Origin of the sequence: Streptomyces sp. NPDC059454 (assembly GCF_042749965.1) — a bacterium.
In the GTDB taxonomy this organism is placed as follows: Bacteria; Actinomycetota; Actinomycetes; order Streptomycetales; family Streptomycetaceae; genus Streptomyces.
In genome coordinates, this window is sequence record NZ_JBHYVC010000009.1 from 82,504 (window position 1) to 103,602 (window position 21,099).

At 70.5% G+C, this 21,099-nt stretch carries 20 protein-coding genes and 1 tRNA gene; 20 read left to right on the forward strand and 1 reads right to left on the reverse strand.

Going from position 1 to position 21,099, the window contains the following annotated elements:
- The first annotated feature begins 55 nt into the window (after positions 1-55).
- Positions 56-280: a hypothetical protein gene (locus ACFXAE_RS09120; protein ID WP_384710367.1), complete on the forward strand. Its 225-nt coding sequence runs from the start codon at positions 56-58 to the stop codon at positions 278-280.
- Positions 281-1,011: 731 nt separating this feature from the next.
- A complete protein-coding gene (locus ACFXAE_RS09125; RefSeq protein ID WP_384710370.1) occupies positions 1,012-1,137 on the forward strand; it encodes a hypothetical protein in 126 nt (41 codons plus the stop codon).
- Positions 1,138-1,359: 222 nt separating this feature from the next.
- Here ACFXAE_RS09125 and ACFXAE_RS09130 read toward each other — a convergent pair.
- Positions 1,360-1,431: transfer RNA gene (locus tag ACFXAE_RS09130), tRNA-Arg, on the reverse strand.
- 136 nt (positions 1,432-1,567) lie between these two features.
- On the opposite strand from ACFXAE_RS09130, the gene ACFXAE_RS09135 reads away from it, so the two are divergent.
- The 18 genes from ACFXAE_RS09135 to atpE all read left to right on the forward strand — a co-directional run bounded on the left by ACFXAE_RS09135 (position 1,568) and on the right by atpE (position 21,097).
- Positions 1,568-2,050 (forward strand): response regulator, encoded by a 483-nt coding sequence (locus ACFXAE_RS09135; protein WP_384710373.1) that lies wholly within the window; start codon positions 1,568-1,570, stop codon positions 2,048-2,050.
- A 79-nt stretch (positions 2,051-2,129) separates the two neighbouring features.
- The gene (nrtL, locus tag ACFXAE_RS09140; protein ID WP_384710376.1) at positions 2,130-3,122 is read left to right on the forward strand and encodes an ArgS-related anticodon-binding protein NrtL; all 993 of its coding nucleotides are present in this window, start codon (positions 2,130-2,132) and stop codon (positions 3,120-3,122) included.
- 20 nt (positions 3,123-3,142) lie between these two features.
- Positions 3,143-4,534, forward strand: a complete 1,392-nt coding sequence (gene lysA / locus ACFXAE_RS09145) for a diaminopimelate decarboxylase (RefSeq protein WP_384710378.1) — start codon at positions 3,143-3,145, stop codon at positions 4,532-4,534.
- A gap of 159 nt (positions 4,535-4,693) precedes the next feature.
- Entirely contained in the window at positions 4,694-5,986 is a 1,293-nt protein-coding gene (locus ACFXAE_RS09150; RefSeq protein ID WP_384710381.1) for a homoserine dehydrogenase, read from the forward strand.
- Positions 5,987-5,992: 6 nt separating this feature from the next.
- On the forward strand, positions 5,993-7,051 hold the full coding sequence (gene thrC, locus ACFXAE_RS09155; RefSeq protein WP_384710384.1) for a threonine synthase: 1,059 nt from the start codon (positions 5,993-5,995) through the stop codon (positions 7,049-7,051).
- 361 nt (positions 7,052-7,412) lie between these two features.
- Positions 7,413-8,330 (forward strand): homoserine kinase, encoded by a 918-nt coding sequence (thrB, locus tag ACFXAE_RS09160; RefSeq protein ID WP_384710387.1) that lies wholly within the window; start codon positions 7,413-7,415, stop codon positions 8,328-8,330.
- Positions 8,331-8,732: 402 nt separating this feature from the next.
- A complete protein-coding gene (rho, locus tag ACFXAE_RS09165; protein WP_384710390.1) occupies positions 8,733-10,796 on the forward strand; it encodes a transcription termination factor Rho in 2,064 nt (687 codons plus the stop codon).
- A gap of 350 nt (positions 10,797-11,146) precedes the next feature.
- A complete protein-coding gene (locus tag ACFXAE_RS09170) occupies positions 11,147-12,244 on the forward strand; it encodes an LCP family protein (RefSeq protein ID WP_384710393.1) in 1,098 nt (365 codons plus the stop codon).
- Positions 12,245-12,440: 196 nt separating this feature from the next.
- A complete protein-coding gene (gene rpmE / locus ACFXAE_RS09175; protein ID WP_384710396.1) occupies positions 12,441-12,662 on the forward strand; it encodes a 50S ribosomal protein L31 in 222 nt (73 codons plus the stop codon).
- 104 nt (positions 12,663-12,766) lie between these two features.
- Complete coding sequence (gene prfA / locus ACFXAE_RS09180; protein ID WP_384710614.1) at positions 12,767-13,843, forward strand: peptide chain release factor 1; 1,077 nt, start codon at positions 12,767-12,769, stop codon at positions 13,841-13,843.
- Between the two features lie 28 nt (positions 13,844-13,871).
- Positions 13,872-14,717 (forward strand): peptide chain release factor N(5)-glutamine methyltransferase, encoded by an 846-nt coding sequence (gene prmC / locus ACFXAE_RS09185; protein WP_384710399.1) that lies wholly within the window; start codon positions 13,872-13,874, stop codon positions 14,715-14,717.
- Positions 14,718-14,770: 53 nt separating this feature from the next.
- Positions 14,771-15,418: an L-threonylcarbamoyladenylate synthase gene (locus tag ACFXAE_RS09190; protein ID WP_384710402.1), complete on the forward strand. Its 648-nt coding sequence runs from the start codon at positions 14,771-14,773 to the stop codon at positions 15,416-15,418.
- Positions 15,415-16,092 (forward strand): protein-tyrosine-phosphatase, encoded by a 678-nt coding sequence (locus tag ACFXAE_RS09195; protein WP_384710404.1) that lies wholly within the window; start codon positions 15,415-15,417, stop codon positions 16,090-16,092. Before ACFXAE_RS09190 ends, ACFXAE_RS09195 begins: the two co-directional genes overlap by 4 nt.
- Before the next feature lie 206 nt (positions 16,093-16,298).
- On the forward strand, positions 16,299-17,537 hold the full coding sequence (glyA, locus tag ACFXAE_RS09200) for a serine hydroxymethyltransferase (protein ID WP_384710407.1): 1,239 nt from the start codon (positions 16,299-16,301) through the stop codon (positions 17,535-17,537).
- Positions 17,538-17,675: 138 nt separating this feature from the next.
- On the forward strand, positions 17,676-19,001 hold the full coding sequence (locus ACFXAE_RS09205; RefSeq protein ID WP_384710410.1) for an MraY family glycosyltransferase: 1,326 nt from the start codon (positions 17,676-17,678) through the stop codon (positions 18,999-19,001).
- Between the two features lie 312 nt (positions 19,002-19,313).
- A complete protein-coding gene (locus ACFXAE_RS09210) occupies positions 19,314-19,751 on the forward strand; it encodes a hypothetical protein (protein ID WP_384710413.1) in 438 nt (145 codons plus the stop codon).
- Positions 19,752-19,961: 210 nt separating this feature from the next.
- Positions 19,962-20,801, forward strand: a complete 840-nt coding sequence (gene atpB / locus ACFXAE_RS09215; protein ID WP_384710416.1) for a F0F1 ATP synthase subunit A — start codon at positions 19,962-19,964, stop codon at positions 20,799-20,801.
- 71 nt (positions 20,802-20,872) lie between these two features.
- Positions 20,873-21,097: an ATP synthase F0 subunit C gene (gene atpE, locus ACFXAE_RS09220; RefSeq protein ID WP_085575073.1), complete on the forward strand. Its 225-nt coding sequence runs from the start codon at positions 20,873-20,875 to the stop codon at positions 21,095-21,097.
- The last annotated feature ends 2 nt before the right edge of the window (positions 21,098-21,099 follow it).

Here is a 21,099-nt window from a genome sequence, read left to right on the forward strand (position 1 = left end):
CCACTACAGCGCGCCGACGGGCCCAACAGCAGCCCCTACTAGAACGGAGCGTGCTTTGGACAGTACACAGAACCTGCCCTCACGGCCCCTTGTTCCGAGGGCGATCCTCGTCACCATCCTCGCCCTCGGGGCTGCGGATGTCGGGTTCGCCTGCGGCATCCTCGCTGGTACTGCGGGAGACTTCTCCTTCTTCGGTGCCGCCACCCTCGGGGCCACGGCGTTCGTGACGAGCCTGATGTCGGCCATCATCGTCATGAAATACGTCAGAGGGGACGACTAGGTTCTCAGCGAGGTGCCATTCGGCGTGTGTGTTTCCCCGGACGCCACGCCGTAGGCGGCCCGGAGCTGGGATCTCTCTGCGGCTGTCGAAACGGACCACTCCCGCGGTTCGGGAGCTCATTCACCTGATCTGCGGAAGTGATCCGTTTCGACAGCCGAGCCGCCCTCGAGTGGCCAGTGACACTGACTCGAAAAGGGGACGGGCCGGCCGGTGACCGCGAACCTCCGATGCTCAGGCAGCCCGTGCGGGCGGCAGCTGGTGCCGTAGGGCGGCTGCTTCGGTGAGGTTGGCCACCCCCGCCTCGACGTCGCGTCGACGGATACGGGCGAGTGTAAGGTTCCCAGCGCGATCGCGCGTGACTTCCGTCTGTCCCGTAACTTCTCCGCCGTGCCGGCCGTACGAGACGAGGCCGGACCGTGTGGTCGAGAGGACCCGGAGTCGTTTCATGTCCGATGAGATCAGGCTGCGCCCGGTGACCGGCGGAGATCTCGATCTGTTCGAGCGTGAGTTCAGTGGGCCGGAGAGGGCCGACCCGTACCAGTGGTTCGGCTTCACGTCGTCGGCCGGCCTGCGTCGGCGCTTCGCGGAGACCGGCCTGCTCGGCCCCGATGGCGGTGTGCTCTCCGCGGCGGAGGCGGGCAGGACGGTGGGCCGGGTCGAGTGGTTCGCCGGTACCTGGTACCTGGGGGCGGCCCGCCACGTCTACCTGCTGGAGTCTGGCGATCGGTCTGGTGCCCGCCGCGCAGGGCCGCGGTATGGGCACCCGGGCGCAGCGACTGCTGGCCGGGTACCTCTTCGATCACACCAGGGCCGAACGGCTTCAAGCCTGGACGGACTCCGCCAACCTCGCCGAGTAGCGCGCGTTGGAGAAGGCGGGCTTCGTCAGGGAGGGCGTGCTGCGCTCCGCGCAGTGGCGCGGCGGCCGGTGGCACGATCAGGTGATCTTCTCTATGCTCCGCGCGGAGCGGCCCGGCCCGGCATAAGGCCGCCGCCTCGGATGGCATCCGCCTGCACATACGCGAAGACCCCGTTCTCAGCGTTTCCGCTGATGACGGGGTCTTTAGGCACCTTCTTTGAGGTGCCCCCGGCAGGATTCGAACCTGCGCACACGGCTCCGGAGGCCGTTGCTCTATCCCCTGAGCTACGGGGGCGTGTCCGTCGCGGTGATCGCGGCGACGGGTAGAACATTACCAGCTCCCGGGGGGTGGTCATGAACCCGTTTTCGCAGCGGACGGCAGCCGGGCGGGGGCGGTCCGGAGTGCGGGGTGTCGCCCGTGCGGAGTGGAAGTGGGGAAACGCCGGACGCGGTGGCCGGTGGAGACCTACTCTCGAGTTGTGCCAGGGGCGTCGGGCCGGGTTCTTGTTGTGGACGACAACAAGGTCATCCGGCAGCTGATCAGGGTCAACCTCGAGCTGGAGGGCATCGAGGTCGTGACCGCGGCCGATGGTGCCGAGTGTCTGGAAGTCGTCCATCAGGTGCGGCCCGACCTCGTCACCCTCGATGTCGTCATGCCGCGGCTGGACGGGCTCCGGACGGCCGCCCGGCTGCGTACCGATCCCCGTACCGGTCATCTCCCGCTCGTCATCGTCAGTGCCTGCACCCAGTACGAGATCGAGAGCGGGCTCGACGTAGGGGTGGACGCGTTCCTCGCCAAGCCCTTTGATCCCGCGGAGCTCGTCCGGATCGTTCAGCGGTTGATCCTGAGTCCCCTCGGGCGCGTGCGCGGGCCCGGGGACGTCGAGCCTGCCGCCGGGCACGCCGGCGGGTGAGACCGAGGGCCGTCCACATCTCGGGATCGTGGCCCAACTCATTCGTCTACCCACCCCCCTCCTCCCCTACGCTTGTCCCGTGACCCCCGTCGAGCTCTCCCGCACCGTGCTGCACGCGGTGCGCCGTGCCGTCGACGAGGGGGAACTGAGGGTGGAGGCTCTGCCCGAGCGGGTTCGCGTCGCGCCTCCGGGGCCCGGGGGGTGCGGGGACTACGCGACCAATGTCGCCCTTCAGCTCGCGCGGCCGGCCGGGCAGCCGCCCCAGCGGGTCGCCGAGATTCTCCGGCCTCGTCTTCTGCGCGCCCCCGGCATCAGTGACGTCGTCGTCACCGGGCCCGGGTTCATCAACATCAGCCTCGCCGACGCGGAAGGGTCCGTCGGGCTTGTCCGTGAGGTTCTGCGGTGCGGTTCCCGGTACGGGCACGGTGCCGCCCTGGGCGGTCACACCGTCCGGCTGCGGCCGGCCCGTGAGGTGCGTGCCGTCGTTCAGGCCGAGGCTCTCGTCCGTATTCTCCGGGCGCAGGGTGCCGTGGTTCACATCGACGACCACGACCACGACCACGATCGCGACGGCATCGTCGTCCGGCCCGTTCCAGCGCCCGCCGATCCCTTCCGCCTCGGGCCCGACGCCGCCCGCTGGGCCCTGCTGTACCCCGCTCCGCACGACCGGCCCCGGATCGGCGACGAGCACCTGGTGCAGCGGGAGGGCAATCCGCTGTTCCGGGTCCGCTACGCCCATGCCCGCACCCGGGCGCTCCTCCGTAACGCCGCCGATCTCGGATTCGGGCCCGAGCCCGGTCCCGTGGCGGAGGCCCCGTCGTTGTTCCAGGTCCTCGCCGACCACCCCCGTGTCCTCGCGGCCGCCGCCACCCACCGTGCGCCCGACCGGCTCGCCCGGCACCTCGTCGCCGTCGCCGACGCCGTGCCGCCCCTGCTTCCCGCTGTGCTGCCCCTCGGCGACGAGAAACCCTCGGCCGCCCACCGTGCCCGGCTCGCGCTCGCCGACGCCGCCGGGACGGTGCTGGCCGGCGGCCTGTCCCTGCTCGGCATCGACGCACCCGATCACCTCTGAGAGAGCCCAGAGAGAAGACCATGAGCCGTTCCGCACACCCCGCCGGGCCCCGTCACGCCGATGTCCTCCCCGAGGGGCACTACTCCGCACCGCCCACCGACCTCAACGCCCTCGACCCCAAGGTGTGGGCCGAGACCGTCACGCGGGACACGGACGGTGTGCTCACCGTCGGCGGGATCGACGTCAAGCGGCTGGCCGAGGAGTACGGCACCCCCGCCTACGTCCTCGACGAGCAGGACTTCCGGGCCCGGGCGCGGGCCTGGCGCACCGCCTTCGGCGGCGACGCCGACGTGTTCTACGCCGGCAAGGCGTTCCTCTCCCGGGCCGTCGTGCGGTGGCTGGACGAGGAGGGGCTGAACCTCGACGTGTGTTCGGGTGGCGAGCTGGCCACCGCGCTGTCCGCCGGGATGCCCGCCGAGCGGATCGCCTTCCACGGCAACAACAAGTCCGTGGCGGAGATCCGGCGGGCCGTCGAGGCCGGGGTCGGGCGGATCGTGCTCGACTCGTTCCAGGAGATCGTCCGGGTCGCGCACATCGCGCAGGAGCTCGGCACGCGGCAGCGGGTGCAGATCCGCATCACCGTGGGCGTCGAGGCGCACACGCACGAGTTCATCGCCACCGCCCACGAGGACCAGAAGTTCGGCATCCCGCTGGCCGGGGGGCAGGCGGCGGAGGCCGTGCGGCGGGCCCTGAAGCTCGACGGGATCGAGCTCATCGGGATCCACTCCCACATCGGGTCGCAGATCTTCGACATGTCGGGGTTCGAGGTGGCCGCGCACCGGGTGGTGGGGCTGCTCAAGGACATCCGGGACGAGCACGGGGTCGAGCTGCCCGAGATCGACCTCGGGGGCGGGCTCGGGATCGCGTACACCAGCGACGACGACCCGCGCGAGCCGCACGAGATCGCCAAGGCGCTGACCGAGATCGTCACCCGGGAGTGCGAGGCCGCCCGGCTCGCCACGCCGCGCATCTCCGTGGAGCCGGGGCGCGCCGTCGTCGGACCCACCGCCTTCACGCTCTACGAGGTCGGCACCGTCAAGCCGCTGGACGGGCTGCGGACGTACGTCTCCGTGGACGGCGGGATGTCGGACAACATCCGCACCGCGCTGTACGACGCCGAGTACAGCGTCGTCCTGGCCTCCCGGGTGTCCGACGCCGAGCCGATGCTGTGCCGGGTCGTCGGCAAGCACTGCGAGAGCGGGGACATCGTGGTGAAGGACGCCTTCCTGCCGGGGGACCTGGCACCCGGTGACCTCATCGCCGTACCGGCGACGGGGGCGTACTGCCGGTCCATGGCCAGCAACTACAACCACGTCCTGCGTCCGCCCGTCGTCGCCGTCAGGGACGGCGAGGCGCGGGCGATCGTGCGGCGCGAGACGGAGGAGGATCTCCTCCGGCTCGATGTCGGATGAGCGGCGACGAGGGAAGACCGTGGCCGGGTGACGGAAGATCTTCCGTCACCCCGGTCGTGAAAATGAAATAGATGTCTCACGATCCGGACATAACGCAGAAAGTCCCGTCCGGTGAGTGAGACTGGTGCAACCGAGACGGTAATCAGGAAACGAGGTCGGATGATGCGTACGCGTCCGCTGAAGGTGGCGCTGCTGGGCTGTGGAGTGGTCGGCTCAGAGGTGGCGCGCATCATGACGACGCACGCCGACGACCTCGCCGCCCGGATCGGCGCTCCGGTGGAGCTGGCGGGCGTGGCCGTGCGGCGGCCGGACAAGGTGCGCGAGGGGATCGACCCGGCCCTGGTCACCACCGACGCCACCGCGCTCGTCAAACGCGGCGACCTCGACATCGTCGTGGAGGTCATCGGCGGGATCGAGCCGGCCCGCACGCTCATCACCACCGCCTTCGAGCACGGCGCGTCCGTCGTCTCCGCGAACAAGGCGCTGCTCGCCCAGGACGGCGCCGCGCTGCACGCCGCCGCCGAGGAGCACGGCAGGGACCTCTACTACGAGGCCGCCGTCGCCGGCGCCATCCCGCTGATCCGCCCGCTGCGCGAGTCGCTCGCCGGGGACAAGGTCAACCGGGTGCTCGGCATCGTCAACGGCACGACCAACTTCATCCTCGACAAGATGGACACCACCGGCGCCGGCTACCAGGAGGCCCTCGACGAGGCCACCGCGCTCGGATACGCCGAGGCCGACCCGACCGCCGACGTCGAGGGCTTCGACGCCGCCGCCAAGGCCGCCATCCTCGCCGGGATCGCCTTCCACACGCGGGTGCGCCTCGACGACGTGCACCGCGAGGGCATGACCGAGGTCACCGCCGCCGACTTCGCCTCCGCGAAGGAGATGGACTGCACCATCAAGCTGCTCGCCATCTGCGAGCGGGCCGAGGACGGTGCGTCGGTCACCGCGCGGGTGCATCCGGCGATGATCCCGCTCAGCCACCCGCTCGCCTCCGTGCGCGGCGCCTACAACGCCGTGTTCGTCGAGTCGGACGCCTCCGGGCAGCTGATGTTCTACGGGCCCGGTGCGGGCGGTGCGCCGACCGCCTCCGCCGTGCTCGGGGACCTGGTCGCCGTGGGGCGCAACCGGATCAGCGGGACCACCGGGCCCGGCGAGTCCGCGTACGCCGCGCTGCCCGTCTCCTCGATGGGCGAGGTCGTCACGCGCTACCACATCAGCCTCGACGTGGCCGACAAACCGGGTGTTCTCGCCCAGGTCGCGACCGTGTTCGCCGAGCACGGTGTCTCGATCGATACGGTTCGCCAGCAGGGCAAGGACGGTGAGGCCTCCCTCGTCGTCGTCACGCACCGTGCGTCCGACGCGGCCCTCGGCGGGACCGTCGAGGCGTTGCGCAAGCTCGACACCGTGCGCGGTGTCGCCAGCATCATGCGGGTTGAAGGAGAGTAACCAGCAATGACCCACCAGTGGCGCGGAATCATCGAGGAGTACCGGGACCGGCTGCCGGTCTCCGACACCACGCCGGTCGTGACGCTCCGTGAGGGCGGCACGCCGCTCGTGCCCGCGCAGGTGCTCTCCGAGCGCACGGGCTGCGAGGTGCACCTCAAGGTCGAAGGCGCGAACCCGACCGGGTCCTTCAAGGACCGCGGTATGACCATGGCGATCAGCAAGGCCAAGGAGGAGGGGGCGCAGGCCGTCATCTGCGCCTCCACCGGCAACACCTCCGCCTCCGCCGCCGCGTACGGCGTGCGCGCGGGCATGGTCTCCGCCGTGCTCGTGCCGCAGGGCAAGATCGCGCTCGGCAAGATGGGCCAGGCGCTGGTGCACGGGGCGAAGATCCTCCAGGTCGACGGCAACTTCGACGACTGCCTCACGCTGGCCCGCGCGCTGAGTGACAACTACCCGGTGGCGCTGGTCAATTCGGTCAATCCGGTGCGTATAGAGGGGCAGAAGACCGCCGCCTTCGAGATCGTGGACATGCTGGGCGACGCGCCCGACATCCATGTGCTGCCGGTGGGCAACGCGGGCAACATCACCGCGTACTGGAAGGGGTACAAGGAGTACGCCGCCGACGGGGTGAGCACGAGGACGCCGCGCATGTGGGGGTTCCAGGCCTCCGGCAGCGCGCCGATCGTGCGCGGCGAGGTCGTCAAGGACCCGTCGACCATCGCCACCGCCATCCGCATCGGCAACCCCGCCTCCTGGGACTTCGCGCTCGCCGCGCGGGACGAGTCCGGCGGCGCCATCGACGAGGTGACGGACCGTGAGATCCTGCGCGCCTACCGGCTGTTGGCCTCGCAGGAGGGCGTCTTCGTCGAGCCCGCGTCCGCCGCGTCGGTCGCCGGTCTGCTGAAGGCCGCCGAGCAGGGCAGGGTCGACCCGGGGCAGAAGATCGTGTGCACCGTCACCGGCAACGGTCTGAAGGACCCGGACTGGGCCGTCGCCGGCGCCCCGCAGCCGGTCACCGTCCCCGTGGACGCCGCGACCGCCGCCGAGCGGCTCGGCCTGGTCTAGCACAGGCAGCCGGACGCGACCGGGTCCGCACAGCGGGCGTAAGGACGCGTCCACCTGGGGAAGTTCCCCACAGGGGGTGCACAGGGGGCTTGCGACACGCATCGTGCGCCTCCTGTGCGCCCTATGTCGCCACTGAACCTTCCTTCGATAAGCTGTACTGAACCCGCCCGCCGCATATGCCGCGGTATCGCGGCGTCTCCGTGGTCCGGAAAGCGGCCCGGAGTGGCCCGGAGCGGCCCGGAAAGCTGTCGGCCACCCCGGTCGGCGGCGATCCCAGGGGTTTCGCACGCCCCCGTATGTCCCTCGCATGTCCATCGAATGTCATTCGACAGTCACGCAGCTCAAGGAGAGTCTTCGAGCGATGGCCGGTCCCGCGTTCCGCGCCGCCGCCGTCCGGGTGCGCGTCCCCGCCACCAGCGCCAACCTCGGCCCGGGCTTCGACGCCTTCGGCCTCGCGCTGGGGCTCTACGACGACGTGGTCGTCCGGGTGGCCGACTCCGGGCTGCACATCGACATCGCCGGTGAGGGCGGCGAGACCCTCCCGCGCGACGAGAGCCATCTGCTCGTGCGCTCCCTGCGCACCGCCTTCGACCTGCTCGGCGGACAGCCGCGCGGCCTGGAGATCGTCTGCGCCAACCGCATTCCGCACGGCCGCGGCCTGGGCTCCTCCTCCGCCGCCATCTGCGCCGGGATCGTCGCCGCCCGCGCCGTGACCATAGGCGCCGAGGCCAGGCTCGACGACACCGCGCTCCTCGAACTCGCCACCGAGATCGAGGGCCACCCCGACAACGTCGCGGCCTGCCTGCTGGGCGGTTTCGCCCTGTCCTGGATGGAGGGAGGCGCGGCCCGGGCGATCAGGATGGAGCCCGCCGATTCCATCGTTCCGGTGGTTTTCGTGCCCGGGAAGCCGGTCCTCACCGAGACCGCGCGCGGCCTGCTCCCGCGCACCGTGCCGCACGTCGACGCCGCCACCAACGCGGGCCGTGCGGCCCTGCTCGTCGAGGCCTTGACCAGGCGCCCCGAGCTGCTGCTGCCCGCCACCGAGGACCGACTGCACCAGGAGTACCGCGCCCCGGCCATGCCCGAGAGCGCCGCCCTGGTGGAGCGGCTGCGGGGGGACGGGATCCCCGCGGTGATCTCCGGCGCCGGACCCACGGTCATGGCGCTGGCCGACGCGGACACCGCCGACAAGGTCGAAGCGCTGGCCGGCACCGACTGGGCCGCCAATCGGCTCGGTCTCGACGTGCGGGGCGCGAGCGTGCTTCCGCTCGCCACCTGACACACGGTCGCCGGATTTGGAGAGGGGGAATGTTTGTTGGATCCGGTAGTGTTAATCTCAAGTCTGCACCCGACCCCACCATGGCGAGGTGCCTCGTGTCCCCGTCCGGGACAGACATTCTTCCGGGAGCCCCCCAAGCCGCACTGTGTTCTCTGTGACGTACGCGGGCAGTACATCGCACGCGGACATTGAACGGCCCGCGGGGCAGGCTTCGGAACCGGTGCGACCACGCCACGTGACACTGGGTGCCACGGCTCGGGGAAGCGCCATCACCAGATATCTCTTCCGCCGCTCAGGCGGACAACCGCCCCGGCACGGTTCACACAGCAAGGACCGATGCCGGACAGCACAACCGGTCGCCGAGCCAGACAGGCCGACGTCCGCTCCAGGGAAGGACCCTTCGTGAGCGACACCACCGATCTGATGGGCGCACGTGTCGAGGAGACCGCTGCCGCGCCCGCCACGGACGCCTCCGCGCCTGCCACCGGTGCCGGCTCCCGGCGGCGCCGCGGTACCGGCCTCGAGGGCATGGTGCTGGCCGAGCTGCAGCAGGTCGCATCCGGCCTCGGAATCAGGGGCACCGCGCGGATGCGCAAGAGCCAGCTGATCGAGGTCATCAAGGAGGCGCAGGCCGGCGGAGGCGCCGCCGCCCCGGCCAAGGCCGAGTCCGCCGAGACCAAGCCCAAGCGCCGCGCCACCTCCCGGACCCGTACGGGTGAGACCGCCGAGAAGAAGGCCGACGCCAAGGCCGAGCAGGTCGCTGCCGAGAAGGCCGCGGCCCAGCAGCAGATCGAGATCCCGGGCCAGCCCTCCCCGAAGGCCTCCGGCCAGCCCGAGCAGGCCGAGGAGACCGCCCCCACCGAGCGCCGCCGCCGTCGCGCCACCGCCGAGGCGGGCGCCCCGGCCGCCGCCGCGACCGAGACGGTCACCGCCGAGGCGAAGACCGAGCCCAAGGCCGAGACCCCGGCCCAGCAGCAGGGCGACGCCAAGGCCGACCACGACGGCGGCGAGGGCCGCCGCCGCGACCGCCGTGAGCGCGGCCGCGACCGCGGTGACCGTGGCGACCGCGGTGACCGTGGCGACCGCGGTGACCGTGGCGACCGCGGTGACCGTGGCGATCGTGGCGACCGTCGCAGCAAGGGCGACGACCAGCAGCAGAACCAGGGCGGCCAGGGCCGTCAGCAGAACCAGCAGAGTGGCGGCGGCCGTCAGGACGACGGTTACGACGACGACGGCGGCCGTCGTGGCCGTCGCGGGCGCTACCGCGACCGCCGTGGCCGTCGTGGCCGCGACGAGATGACCTCCGAGCCGCAGATCACCGACGACGACGTCCTGATCCCGGTCGCCGGCATCCTCGACATCCTCGACAACTACGCCTTCATCCGGACCTCCGGCTACCTGCCCGGTCCGAACGACGTGTACGTCTCCCTCGCCCAGGTCCGCAAGAACGGCCTGCGCAAGGGCGACCACGTCACCGGCGCGGTCCGCCAGCCCAAGGACGGCGAGCGGCGCGAGAAGTTCAACGCGCTGGTCCGCCTGGACTCCGTCAACGGCATGGCGCCCGAACACGGCCGCGGCCGCCCGGAGTTCAACAAGCTCACCCCGCTGTACCCGCAGGACCGCCTCCGCCTGGAGACGGACCCCGGCGTCCTCACCACCCGCATCATCGACCTCGTCGCGCCCATCGGCAAGGGCCAGCGCGGTCTGATCGTGGCCCCGCCGAAGACCGGCAAGACCATGATCATGCAGGCGATCGCCAACGCGATCACCCACAACAACCCCGAGTGCCACCTGATGGTCGTCCTGGTCGACGAGCGTCCGGAAGAGGTCACCGACATGCAGCGGTCGGTCAAGGGCGAGGTCATCTCCTCGACCTTCGACCGCCCGGCCGAGGACCACACCACGGTCGCCGAGCTCGCCATCGAGCGCGCCAAGCGCCTGGTGGAGCTGGGTCACGACGTCGTCGTGCTGCTCGACTCGATCACGCGTCTGGGCCGTGCGTACAACCTCGCCGCCCCGGCCTCCGGCCGCATCCTGTCCGGTGGTGTCGACTCGACCGCCCTGTACCCGCCGAAGCGCTTCTTCGGTGCGGCCCGGAACATCGAGGACGGCGGCTCGCTGACCATCCTCGCCACCGCCCTGGTGGACACCGGGTCCCGCATGGACGAGGTGATCTTCGAGGAGTTCAAGGGCACCGGCAACGCGGAGCTCAAGCTCGACCGGAAGCTCGCCGACAAGCGCATCTTCCCCGCGGTGGACGTCGACGCGTCCGGTACCCGTAAGGAAGAGATCCTGCTCGGCAACGAGGAGCTCGCCGTCGTCTGGAAGCTGCGCCGGGTGCTGCACGCCCTCGACCAGCAGCAGGCGGTCGAGCTGCTTCTCGACAAGATGAAGCAGACCAAGTCGAACGCCGAGTTCCTGATGCAGATCCAGAAGACGACGCCGACGCCGGGCAACGGCGACTGACGTCACGCCTTCCACCGAAAGGGCCGCTCCCGCCTGGGAGCGGCCCTTTCGCGTGCGGTGGGGGATGCGGTGGGAGGCGCGGCGAGAGCTTCGCCACGACGACGTCCGTCGAGTCCGGGACCGAGAAGTACGCCCCCTCCGGTCGCCCCGCAGGTCAGCGGGGCGTTCGCCGGCTCCGTGCGGAATCGCTCACACCCGGTCGCGCACAGGCCCGGCACAGCTCGCCGTGCCACCCTGTCCCGCGTTTCCCCGTCCGCCCCGACGGCGGGACGATGGGTGTCGTACGGCTGTGCAGGCCGGGCCTGACACCGAGTGCGGGGGTAACCGACCGAGGACGATCCGAGGAGCACATGTCTGCCGAGAGCACACCGGGCCACCGGGGCAGGGGGCGCCGGCGCACCACGCGTGACAAGCGGCACCGGGGCCTGAAGGCCGCCGCCTGGACCGCCGCCGGCATCGTCGTCCTCGGCGGTACCGGCGCCGGATACCTCTGCTTCAGGCTCAACGGCAACATCGCGAGCGTCGACATCGACCAGGTCCTCGGCACCGACCGGCCCGAGAAGGCGGACAACGGCTCCGAGAACGTCCTCGTCCTCGGCTCCGACACCCGCTCCGGCGGCAACGAGGAGCTGGGCGGCGGCGCCGACGACGGAACGGCCCGCTCCGACACGGCGATGATCGTGCACGTGCACGAGGGCCACAAGAAGGCGAGTGTGGTCTCCCTCCCGCGCGACACCGTCGTAGACCGCCCCGAGTGCACCGACACCGACGGCGGCACCCACCCCGCGGCGAGCGGCGTGATGTTCAACTCCGCCTACGCCACGGGCGGGGCGGCCTGCGCGGTGAAGACCGTGGAGTCGATCACCGACCTGCGCATGGACCACTACCTGGAGGTCGACTTCACCGGCTTCCGGAAGATCGTCGACGAACTCGGCGGTGTCGAGGTCACCACCGGCGAGGACATCGACGACCCCGACAGCCATCTGAAGCTGGAGGCCGGCACCCACCGGCTCGACGGCGAACAGGCACTCGGCCTGGTCCGCACCCGGCACGGCGTCGGCGACGGCTCCGACCTCGGCCGCATCCAGCTCCAGCAGGCCTTCGTCAGGGCCCTGGTGCGGCAGGTCGGGGAGATCGGCGTCTTTACCGACCCCGAGAAGCTGTACGGCCTCGCCGACACGGCCACCAAGGCCGTCACCACCGACTCCGGCCTCGGCTCGGTGAACTCCCTGATGTCCTTCGCGAACGGCCTGAAGAACATCACCCCGGCCAACATGCGCATGATCACCCTGCCCGTCCGGTACGACCCGGCGAACGGCAACCGGGTCCTGGTGGAAGAGGCCAGGGCCCGGCAGGTGTGGACCGCTCTGAAGAACGACAAGCCGATCTTCAAGGGCGCCACAGAAGGAACGGCCACCGGTGAAGCGAGGGGCGTGGTGACTTCCTGAGGGGCGCGGGGCTGTACCGATGTGCGGCTCCGCCGCGTGGGCGCGGCCGGCCCCCACCGGCCCGCGGGGAATACACGACGCGAACCCCCGGTTTTGGGTGATGGCCCCGGTCCTGGCAGACTGGTACGTCGGCCCCGGTTCACGCTCCCGCACCCCGCGGAGGCGACCCGGCGCCCTCCCGAACCTAGGAGACACCTTGAAGCGCGACATCCACCCCGAGTACGTCGAGACGCAGGTCAGCTGCACCTGCGGCGCGTCGTTCACCACCCGCAGCACGATCTCCGGCGGCGCCATCCGTGCCGAGGTCTGCTCCGAGTGCCACCCGTTCTACACGGGCAAGCAGAAGATCCTCGACACCGGTGGCCGTGTGGCCCGCTTCGAGGCCCGCTTCGGCAAGGCCGCCGGCACCAAGAAGTAGCGAGCCCCATACCGCCGGTCCACGGCCGCGCCCCCGCCCGGGGGCGGGCCGGGACCGGCGTTTTTGGTCGTCCGCCCTTCACCCCGTACCAGCAGGAGCCCATGATGTTCGAGGCCGTCGAGGAACTCGTCGCCGAGCACGCCGACCTGGAGAAGAAGCTCGCCGACCCGTCGGTCCACTCCGACCAGGCCAACGCGCGCAAGCTGAACAAGCGCTACGCCGAGCTCACCCCGATCGTCGCCACGTACCGCTCCTGGAAGCAGACGGGCGACGACGTGGAGACCGCGCGCGAACTGGGCGCCGACGACTCCGACTTCGCCGCCGAGGTCAAGGACCTGGAGCGGCAGCGCGAGGAGCTCACCGAGAAGCTCCGCCTGCTGCTGGTCCCGCGCGACCCCAGCGACGACAAGGACGTCATCCTCGAGATCAAGGCGGGCGCGGGCGGCGACGAGTCCGCCCTGTTCGCCGGCGACCTGCTGCGCATGTACCTGCGCTACGCCGAGCGCGTCGGCTGGAAGACCGAGATCATCGACGCCACCGAGTCCGAGCTGGGCGGCTACAAGGACGTCCAGGTCGCCGTGAAGACCAAGGGCGGCCAGGGCGCCACCGAGCCCGGCCAGGGCGTGTGGGCGCGGCTGAAGTACGAGGGCGGCGTGCACCGCGTGCAGCGCGTGCCGGCCACCGAGTCGCAGGGCCGTATCCACACCTCCGCGGCGGGCGTCCTGGTGACCCCCGAGGCGGAGGAGGTCGACGTCGAGATCAACCCGAACGACCTGCGCATCGACGTCTACCGGTCCTCCGGGCCCGGCGGGCAGTCCGTCAACACCACCGACTCCGCCGTGCGCATCACGCACCTTCCGACCGGAGTCGTCGCCTCCTGCCAGAACGAGAAGAGCCAGCTGCAGAACAAGGAGCAGGCACTGCGTATCCTGCGCTCCAGGCTCCTGGCGGCGGCGCAGGAGGAGGCGGAGCGGGAGGCCGCCGACGCCCGCCGCAGCCAGGTCCGCACCGTCGACCGCTCCGAGAAGATCCGCACGTACAACTTCCCGGAGAACCGCATCTCGGACCACCGCGTCGGCTTCAAGGCGTACAACCTGGACCAGGTCCTGGACGGCGACCTCGCCGCGGTGATCCAGGCCTGCGTCGACGCGGACTCGGCCGCCAAGCTCGCCGCCGCGTAAATCCCGTAGACAGCCCCGGAGGACCGTCGTGAACCTGCTGCTCGCCGAGGTGGCCCAGGCCACCCAGCGGCTCGCCGACGCCGGCGTGCCCTCGCCGCGCACCGACGCGGAGGAGCTCGCCGCGTTCGTGCACGGCGTCAAGCGCGGCGAGCTGCACGGTGTGAAGGACGCCGACTTCGACGCCCGGTACTGGGAGGTCATCGCCCGCCGCGAGGCCCGCGAGCCGCTCCAGCACATCACCGGGCGCGCCTACTTCCGCTACCTGGAGCTCCAGGTCGGGCCGGGGGTGTTCGTACCGCGGCCCGAGACCGAGTCGGTGGTCGGCTGGGCGATAGACGCCGTCCGCGCGATGGACGTCGTCGAGCCGTGCATCGTCGACCTGTGCACCGGCTCGGGCGCCATCGCGCTGGCGCTGGCGCAGGAGGTGCCGCGCTCGCGCGTGTACGCCGTGGAGCTGTCCGAGGACGCCCTGACGTGGACCCGCAAGAACATGGAGGGGTCCAGGGTCGAGCTGCGTCAGGGAGACGCCCTGACGGCCTTCCCGGACCTCGACGGCCAGGTCGACCTGGTCGTCTCCAACCCGCCGTACATCCCGCTCACCGAGTGGGAGTACGTCGCCCCGGAGGCCCGCGACTACGATCCCGACCTGTCCCTGTTCTCCGGTGAGGACGGACTCGACCTGATCCGCGGCCTGGAGCGCACCGCGCACCGGCTGCTGCGGCCCGGCGGGGTGGTCGTCGTCGAGCACGCCGACACCCAGGGCGGACAGGTGCCCTGGATCTTCGCCGAGGAACGGGGGTGGGCCGACGCGGCCGACCACCCCGACCTGAACAGGCGCCCCCGGTTCGCCACCGCCCGCAAGGCGCTGCCGTGAGCGTCCCGCATACTTCATCCCCCCAGCAGCACCCGTACGAGGAGGCCCGCTAGATGGCTCGGCGATACGACACCAACGACGCGACCGACCGCGCGACCGGTCTGCGCGAGGCCGCGTCCGCCGTCCGCCGGGGCGAGCTCGTGGTGCTGCCGACGGACACCGTGTACGGGATCGGCGCCGACGCGTTCACCTCGGAGGCCGTCGCCGACCTGCTGGAGGCCAAGGGCCGGGGCCGCAACATGCCCACGCCCGTCCTCATCGGCTCCCCGAACACCCTGCACGGCCTGGTCACGGACTTCTCCGAACTGGCCTGGGAGCTGGTCGACGCCTTCTGGCCGGGCGCGCTGACGCTGGTCGCCAGGCACCAGCCGTCGCTCCAGTGGGACCTCGGCGACACCCGGGGCACGGTCGCCGTGCGGATGCCGCTGCACCCGGTCGCCATCGAGCTGCTCACCGAGGTCGGGCCCATGGCCGTCTCGTCCGCCAACCTCACCGGTCACCCGGCGCCGGAGGACTGCGACGCCGCGCAGGAGATGCTCGGCGACTCCGTCTCCGTGTACCTGGACGGCGGTCCGACGCCCGGCAACGTGCCCTCTTCGATCGTCGACGTCACCCGGCCCGTGCCGGTGCTGCTGCGCGAGGGCGCGATCTCGCCGGAGGAACTGCGCAAGGTGGTACCCGACCTCGAGGTGGCGAATTGACGGCCCCTGAGTCGGGGCGTGGCATAGGCAACGGGGAATCCAGCGCGGAGATCACGACCACCTTCGGGTTCCCGCGCGACACCTTCCGCATCCTCCACGTCAGTACCGGAAACGTGTGCCGCTCGCCCATCACCGAGCGGCTGACCCGGCATTTCGTGAGCCAGCGGCTGGGGATCCTGGGTGGCGGGCTGATCGTGGAGAGCGCGGGCACCTGGGGGCACGAGGGCGCGTCCATGGAGGCCCACGCGGAGGCCGTGCTGGCGGAGTTCGGGGCGGACGCGTCGGGGTTCGTGGGACGTGAGCTGCTGGACGAGCATGTGATCCGGGCGGATCTGGTACTGACGGCCACGCGGGACCATCGGGCGCAGGTCATTTCGATGGGGCATTCGGCGGGGCTGCGGACGTTCACGCTGAAGGAGTTCACCCGGCTGGTCAACGCCATCGACCCGGCGACCCTGCCGCCCCTGGACGAGGGGCTGGTCATGCGCGCCCGGGCGCTGGTGCGGGCCGCGGCGGCGCTACGCGGGTGGCTTCTGGCGCCGACCGCCGAGGCGGACGAGGTGTACGACCCGTACGGGGCGCCGCTGACGTTCTTCCGGTCCATCGGGGACGAGATATTCGAGGCGCTGGATCCGGTGGTGACGGCGTTGACCGGGGTGCCTGCTCGGGCGTAGGCCGGTTGCCGCTGGGTGGGTTCACAGGGCCTCCGGCGTTGTTCCGCCGTGCCCACCCTCCCCCATTGCCCTGAAGGCAGGGGAGGCGCCCCCATCGCCCTGCGGAACGACTGCCCACAGCGACGCGAGGGCGGAACGACTGCCCACAGCGACGCGGGGTGCGGTAGCGGGGGCGTTTTCGGGGTGTACGGCCTACATTGGGCGGTATGACGGTCGGGCATGCCCTTGAGGCCGATGTGGTGCGGCGGCAGGATCCCGAGCTTGCCGATGTGCTGCTCGCGGAGCGGGAGCGGCAGTCGAGCACGCTCCAGCTGACCGCCGCCGAGAACTTCATGTCACCGGCCGTGCTGGCCGCCCTCGGCTCACCGCTGGCCAACAAGTACGCCGAGGGATACCCCGGCAACCGGCACCACGGCGGCTGCGAGGTCGTCGACGTCGCCGAGCGCCTCGCCGTGGAGCGGGCCACCGCGCTGTTCGGCGCCGAGCACGCCAACGTGCAGGCGCACTCCGGTTCGTCCGCCGTGCTCGCCGCGTACGCCGTCCTGCTGCGCCCGGGCGACACCGTCCTCGCCCTCGGCCTGCCGTACGGCGGACATCTCACCCACGGCTCGCCCGCCAACTTCTCCGGCCGCTGGTTCGACTTCGTCGGCTACGGAGTGGACGCGGAGAGCGGGCTCATCGACCACGACCAGGTCCGCGCCCTCGCCCGCGGTCACCGCCCCAAGGCGATCGTCTGCGGCTCCACCGCCTATCCGCGCCACGTCGACTACGCCTTCTTCCGCGAGGTCGCCGACGAGGTCGGCGCCTACCTCATCGCGGACGCCGCGCACCCCATCGGCCTGGTCGCCGGGGGAGTGGCGCCCAGTCCGGTGCCGTACGCGGACATCGTGTGCGCGACGACACACAAGGTGCTGCGGGGTCCGCGCGGCGGGATGATCCTGTGCGGCGGCGAACTGGCCGAGCGCGTCGACCGTGCCGTCTTCCCCTTCTCCCAGGGCGGCGCCCAGATGAACACCGTCGCGGCCAAGGCCGTCGCGTTCGGGGAGGCGGCGACACCGGCGTTCGCCGCGTACGCGCACCAGGTGGTCGCCAACGCGCGGGCCCTGGCCGCCGCGCTGGCCGCCGAGGGGCTGGGCGTCACCACCGGCGGCACGGACACCCACCTGATCACCACCGACCCGGCGCCGCTCGGCGTCGACGGACGCACCGCGCGCGGCCGGCTCGCGGCGGCCGGGCTCGTCCTGGACTGCTGTGCGCTTCCGCACGACGACGACCGCGGGCTGCGCCTGGGCACGGCGGCGGTGACCACGCAGGGCATGGGGACGAGGGAGATGACGTTCGTCGCGGGGCTGCTGGCGAGCGTCCTGCGGGGCGGCACCGAGCCCGCGCGGGCCCGGGAGGACGTACGGGAACTGGCCGCGGCGTTCCCGCCGTACCTCCACTGAGCGGGCCGGTTTCGGGGGAGGCGCCACGGACGCACAGTCACGCGTGCAACCATCGTCGCTACCCGGAAGTCCCCACTCGTATGCGCGCCTCGCTAGGGTGTGGGGCTGTGATGGCCAGCGAGACCTGTGGGGAAGCCCGTGCGTGAATACCTGCTGACGCTCTGCATCACGGCCGCGGTGACGTATCTGCTGACAGGGCCGGTACGGAAGTTCGCGATCGTGGCCGGGGCGATGCCGGAGATCCGGGCACGTGACGTGCACCGGGAACCCACTCCGCGGCTCGGCGGTATCGCCATGTTCTTCGGGCTGTGCGCGGGCCTGCTGACCGCCGACCACCTCACCAACCTCAACCAGCTCTTCGAGAAGTCCAACGAGCCCCGGGCGCTGCTCTCCGGGGCGGCGCTGATCTGGCTGATCGGTGTGCTGGACGACAAGTTCGAGATCGACGCGCTGATCAAGCTGGGCGGCCAGATGATCGCCGCGGGTGTGATGGTCATGCAGGGTCTGACGATCCTGTGGCTGCCGATCCCGGGCGTCGGGTCGGTGGCGCTCACCCAGTGGCAGGGCACGCTGCTCACGGTGGCGCTGGTCGTCATCACCATCAACGCGGTCAACTTCGTGGACGGCCTGGACGGTCTCGCGGCCGGCATGGTGTGCATCGCGGCGGCGGCGTTCTTCCTGTACGCCTACCGCATCTGGTACTCGTACGGCATCGAGGCGGCCGCCCCGGCGACGCTCTTCTCGGCGATCCTGATGGGCATGTGCCTGGGCTTCCTGCCGCACAACATGCACCCGGCGCGGATCTTCATGGGCGACTCCGGCTCGATGCTCATCGGGCTGGTGCTGGCCGCCGGTGCCATCTCCGTCACCGGGCAGGTCGACCCGGACGCGCTGAAGCTGTTCGCCGGTTCGGAGAAGGAGGCCGTGCACCAGACGGTGCCGGTCTACATCCCGCTGCTGCTGCCGCTGACCATCATCGCGGTGCCGGCCGCCGACCTGATCCTGGCGATCGTACGGCGCACCTGGCGGGGCCAGTCGCCGTTCGCGGCGGACCGGGGCCATCTGCACCACCGGCTGCTGGAGATCGGCCACTCGCACAGCCGGGCGGTGCTGATCATGTACTTCTGGTCGGCGCTGATCGCCTTCGGCGCGCTGACCTACTCCGTGAACTCGGCGTCGATGTGGATCGTGCTGAGCGTCGTCATCCTCTCCACGCTCGGCCTCATCCTGCTTCTGCTGCCCCGCTTCACCCCGCGGACCCCGCGCTGGGCGGAGGCCTTCGTGCCCCCGCGCTACCGCCGCCGGGCGGCCCCGGCCACCGCCCCGGGCGCGTCGGCCCCGGCCGACCCCGAGTCCACCGACGACGACCACCGCACCCCGGTCGCCGCGGGTGTCTCCGGCGTCAACGGCGCGACCGCCGTCGGCCCCCGCGCACGCCTGGCCGACCGGTCACGGTCAAGGTAAGAATCCGACTAGAGCATTGCCAAGTCGTGGTGCCCCGATGGGTCCCCGTTGGGGGTGGGAACCGCCCCAATACCAGACAAAAGGGCCAGGTTCTCGCTCAGACGCGCAGATTCACTCTCATGTGTGACGGCGAGCACACCAAGCAGGTAAAGACTGCATCAAATAGTTTGTGATACCGTTCACGAGAACCCCGGATAGAGCCGAAGGACCGCAGTGCGACGGTTCACCGGCGCGAGGAATTCACCCTCGGCCCGGGGGTCTACGCTCGTCCATGACGACACCCTGCCCCCTGTGAAAAGCGGAGTTGCCGCCATGCCGTCCAATGACGTCCGGATCCTGGCCCAGGCCGCCGTGCCCACGGCTGCCGCCGGCGCTGTCGCCGCCGTCGTCAGTGCGGTGGTCGCCGGTGGCGAGGGTGCGATCGGGGCGCTCGTCGCGACCGTGGTGGTGATCCTCTTCATGGGGGTCGGCCTCTATGTGCTGCAGCGCACCGCCAAAACGCTCCCGCACCTGTTCCAGGCCATGGGGCTGATGCTCTACGCGGCGCAGATCCTGCTGCTGTTCATCTTCGTCGCCGTGTTCCGGGACACCACGCTGTTCCACCCCAAGGCCTTCGCTCTCACGCTTGTCGGCACCACGCTCGTGTGGATCGCCGCACAGACGCGCGCGCACATGAAATCCAAGATCCTCTACGTCGAACCCGAGTCGACGACGGGCCAGAGGCCCGGAAGTTCGGGGCATTCGTCGTGAGGGGTAGGCCCGGGATAAAGAGGCCTCGGAACTCCTGCTATCGTCCGGTGCCAACTGCGGCATCGCGGGCGCGGGCATCCGAGCTGACGCCTGCTCAATCGCGAGGCGAGATGCCCCCCAGCCGCCCCCACATCCGTAACACCAGTCCCGTGCCGAACTGCGGCCGTGCGCCGCGCCGACACAACGAGGTTGCCGTACCTATGCGCCACGATGAAGGAGCCCGCGGTGAGTGCTGACCCGACGCAGGTGCTCGCCTTCGAGACCGACTGCCACCTCTTCGACGGTTGTGGCTTCCCGGCTCCGGGCCTGCACTCGTTCCTCTTCGAGCCGCTCTGGGGCAACGCAGACGGCAACGGCCTGTACTTCAACAAGCCGATGCTGCTCGCGCTGCTCGGTTCCATCGTCATCGTGGGCTTCTTCTGGGCCGCGTTCGCCCGGCCCAAGCTGGTCCCGGGCAAGCTCCAGATGATCGCCGAGGCCGGCTACGACTTCGTCCGCCGCGGCATCGTCTACGAGACGATCGGCAAGAAGGAGGGCGAGAAGTACGTCCCGCTCGCTGTCGCCCTCTTCTTCTTCATCTGGATGATGAACCTCTGGTCGATCATCCCGGTGGCGCAGTTCCCGGTGACGTCGATCATCGCCTACCCGATGGTGCTGGCGCTCATCGTCTACATCACCTGGGTCGCTCTGACGTTCAAGAGGCACGGGTTCGTCGGCTTCTTCAAGAACATCACGGGCTACGACAAGTCGCTCGGCGCGGTGCTGCCGCTGTCGATGACCATCGAGTTCTTCTCGAACCTGCTGGTCCGCCCCTTCACGCACGCCGTCCGGCTCTTCGCGAACATGTTCGCCGGCCACACCCTGCTGCTGCTCTTCACGATCGCCAGCTGGTACATGCTGAACGGCATCGGCATCGCCTACTCCGGCGTCTCGTTCGTGATGGTCATCATCATGACCGCCTTCGAGCTCTTCATCCAGGCTGTCCAGGCGTACGTGTTCGTGCTTCTGACCTGCAGCTACATCCAGGGTGCGCTCGCCGAGCACCACTGAGCACCCGCCCCGCTCCCGCAATCGTCCGGTGGCCAACCCCCACCGGTCCGTAAAGAGAAGGAAGAACTGGCATGTCCCAGACCCTCGCTGCTGTCGAAGGCCACATCGGCTCCATCGGTTACGGTCTCGCGGCCATCGGCCCCGGCGTCGGCATCGGCATCATCTTCGGTAACGGCACCCAGGCTCTCGCCCGTCAGCCCGAGGCCGCCGGCCTGATCCGCGCCAACCAGATCCTGGGCTTCGCCTTCTGTGAGGCGCTCGCCCTGATCGGTCTCGTCATGCCGTTCGTCTACTAGGA

Bases quoted from the DNA above. Each gene is read 5' to 3' on its own strand.
- lysA (WP_384710378.1), top strand. From the start codon at position 3,143: ATGAGCCGTTCCGCACACCCCGCCGGGCCCCGTCACGCCGATGTCCTC.
- glyA (WP_384710407.1), top strand. From the start codon at position 16,299: ATGACGGTCGGGCATGCCCTTGAGGCCGATGTGGTGCGGCGGCAGGAT.
- thrB (WP_384710387.1), top strand. From the start codon at position 7,413: ATGGCCGGTCCCGCGTTCCGCGCCGCCGCCGTCCGGGTGCGCGTCCCC.
- ACFXAE_RS09150 (WP_384710381.1), top strand. From the start codon at position 4,694: ATGATGCGTACGCGTCCGCTGAAGGTGGCGCTGCTGGGCTGTGGAGTG.
- thrC (WP_384710384.1), top strand. From the start codon at position 5,993: ATGACCCACCAGTGGCGCGGAATCATCGAGGAGTACCGGGACCGGCTG.
- ACFXAE_RS09190 (WP_384710402.1), top strand. From the start codon at position 14,771: ATGGCTCGGCGATACGACACCAACGACGCGACCGACCGCGCGACCGGT.
- prfA (WP_384710614.1), top strand. From the start codon at position 12,767: ATGTTCGAGGCCGTCGAGGAACTCGTCGCCGAGCACGCCGACCTGGAG.
- atpB (WP_384710416.1), top strand. From the start codon at position 19,962: ATGAAGGAGCCCGCGGTGAGTGCTGACCCGACGCAGGTGCTCGCCTTC.
- atpE (WP_085575073.1), top strand. From the start codon at position 20,873: ATGTCCCAGACCCTCGCTGCTGTCGAAGGCCACATCGGCTCCATCGGT.
- ACFXAE_RS09210 (WP_384710413.1), top strand. From the start codon at position 19,314: ATGCCGTCCAATGACGTCCGGATCCTGGCCCAGGCCGCCGTGCCCACG.
- ACFXAE_RS09170 (WP_384710393.1), top strand. From the start codon at position 11,147: ATGTCTGCCGAGAGCACACCGGGCCACCGGGGCAGGGGGCGCCGGCGC.